Here is a 2,299-nt window from a genome sequence, read left to right on the forward strand (position 1 = left end):
GCAGGCGTTGTCGTTGGTGTTGAATTTGCCGCCGTTGGCGGTGTTGATGTTGCGGCCGGAGGGGTGAGACTGCGACGTTCTTCAGGAGCAGAAATGAACAATGGCTGCACATTTGGCATTGTTCATTAGCTGTTCTCACGCACCGTTTGAACTAGTGATGTGGTTGAGTGCGGTGAGGAGGGGAGTTTGATTGAGGGGGACCGTTTTGAAGGTCCCTCCAGTGACCCAGTATTTGAAACGCTTGCGTGGCTCTTTGCCGAACATCCGGTCTTCTCTCATGAAAGAGTTTGTCCGGGTGAATGAGCACGGCAATGCGTTTGTATCGCTCGAGGGCACTTTCTGCATCAGGAAATAGTGTATTTATGTTTTGATTATTAATGATATTGATGGAAAGTTCATATCCGTTTGAAATCCTGCTGCTAGTGCCAGATGGGAGGGGGTCAAGAGGCACGTGCTGAGCGGTATTAACGGTGCCCGAACGACCAAAGCCTGAGCTCGCTGTTCCATAATCAGGTCGGCGTGATTCACCTGGGCTGACAGGCCCCTCGTTTCGGTAAGTTTGACCTCGGCTATCGGTTTTTCCGTCTCTTTCGGTATAGATGTATTTTGGGCGAGGGGTGTGGTCAAGTGGCTCAAATTTCGAGGCTGCAGATAACAAAAAATGATACCTCTCGAGAAAGTGGGCGCCCCATCGATCTTGCATGAATGCCGGTGGCAAGGTGTTCAATTGTTCATGTAAATCGATGACGTGTTGTTTGAATTCCGCTCGCTGTTCCGCGCTTGATAAACTTTCAAAGTTAAAGAGCCTGGTTTCGATTTGATGGATTACTCTGCGAGCCTCTTGAAAAGACATGATGGGCGGGTCAGGGGCCTCGTAAAGTAAAAATTTAAAGTTTTGCAAGTATTGTGGGGGATTGAAGTCATCTCGGATGTGTCCGGACTCATCAAAAAAAACAATGGGGCTATTGCCGACCATCGAAAACAAGTTCATTCCGTCCACACACCCTGCTGGATCTGGATTGATCCACCGCTGTAACCATGGCGCGTAATAGCGACACCCGTAGTAATAAAGTCCCGTCGCATCGCACTCCTTGCCGCAATAGCGCACGCTTTTGTATTTGACCTCGGTCGCGTTTCGACCTGCCCAATATGCCGTGCCACCGAACGGGTAATACCATTCCTGACTGATCAGGTCGGCATCTTGGTCCAACTCAAGTGTGCTGGATTTCAGGTGATCGCCGAGGTTGTAACGCATCTGGTCTTGAGCGATTTCCTGCGGTTGTCTGGCCGCCCAATGCAGTCCTTGCACACTGTTGCTGCCGGCACTGGCGGTGATGACGTGGAGGGTTTCACCGGTGCCGCTGTGGCTGCGGATCTCCAGGCCAGGCAGGTAGCGCGCTTCACGGATAACCATGCGGCTCGAATGCACTTTGCGCACCCGCTGGCCACCGCCGTCGTAGACGTAGCACTCGCAGTCGTCTTTGGCGTCTTCGCGAAGGACAGGGCGTACCTCACGCAACTGGTTACGCAAATCCCAGGTCAGTGACTGACCGGCTTGCAGCTCTCGCAGATTGCCGTTGGCATCGAAGCCGTTGGCCAACTCGTCCTCGGTCGGCGGCCGATTGTCGCGCTGGGGCAAACAGCGGTTGCTGTAGCGGGATCGAGTCAAGGTGCGGCCATGGGCTTGTGCGCCAACATGCACCAGATCCAGCAAATTGCCGCCAGCATCGTAATGATAGGTTTGTGTGTAGTTGGCAATCTGGCTGGGGTCGGGGGGCAATGGCTGCAAATCAGGCAGGGCGGGGCCGCCGCGTCCGGTATGGGCCTCGCAACCGGTGGCGTAGATCAACTGATTGAGCGTGTCGTACTGATACGTTTTGATCGGCTCGATGCGTTGGTTATTGAAGTAGCGGATCGGTTGCGCGGCATCTTTGATACTCAGCACATTGCCCACCGGGTCATAGAAATAGTTCAGGTCTTGCAGCGGCGTGCCATCGGCTTTGTGGGCGCTGAGTTGCGTCAGCCGGCCGTCGGCCTCGTCGTAGCGGTGGCGGGTGATGACGCCGTTGCCGGCAGTTTCCGTTTCGAGCTGGCCGGTGGCGTTGTAACGGAGATCGCTGACCAGCAGCTTTTCGGTCTGACTGTCGCCGGCGAGGGTCAGCCGGGTGTTTTTCAGTTGGCCATCGATTGTGTAGGTGAACGCCTGGCGGTTACCCAGGGCGTCGGTTTGGCTCCACGGTTCACTGTTGGCGGAATAGGCATTCAATGTCGTCGCACCGTCGCCAGATTCGAGCAGTGC

The 2,299-nt window shown here is 54.7% G+C and carries 1 protein-coding gene; it reads right to left on the reverse strand.

Annotated features, from left to right (window positions below; translation table 11 throughout):
- Window positions 1–151: 151 nt before the first annotated feature.
- On the reverse strand, window positions 152–2,299 hold a 2,148-nt coding region (locus ACM6I5_RS17310; protein WP_414884278.1), incomplete at its 5' end, for an RHS repeat domain-containing protein.

Origin of the sequence: Pseudomonas sp. IT-P171, from assembly GCF_949767765.1 — a bacterium.
In the GTDB taxonomy this organism is placed as follows: Bacteria; Pseudomonadota; Gammaproteobacteria; order Pseudomonadales; family Pseudomonadaceae; genus Aquipseudomonas; species Aquipseudomonas fluorescens_B.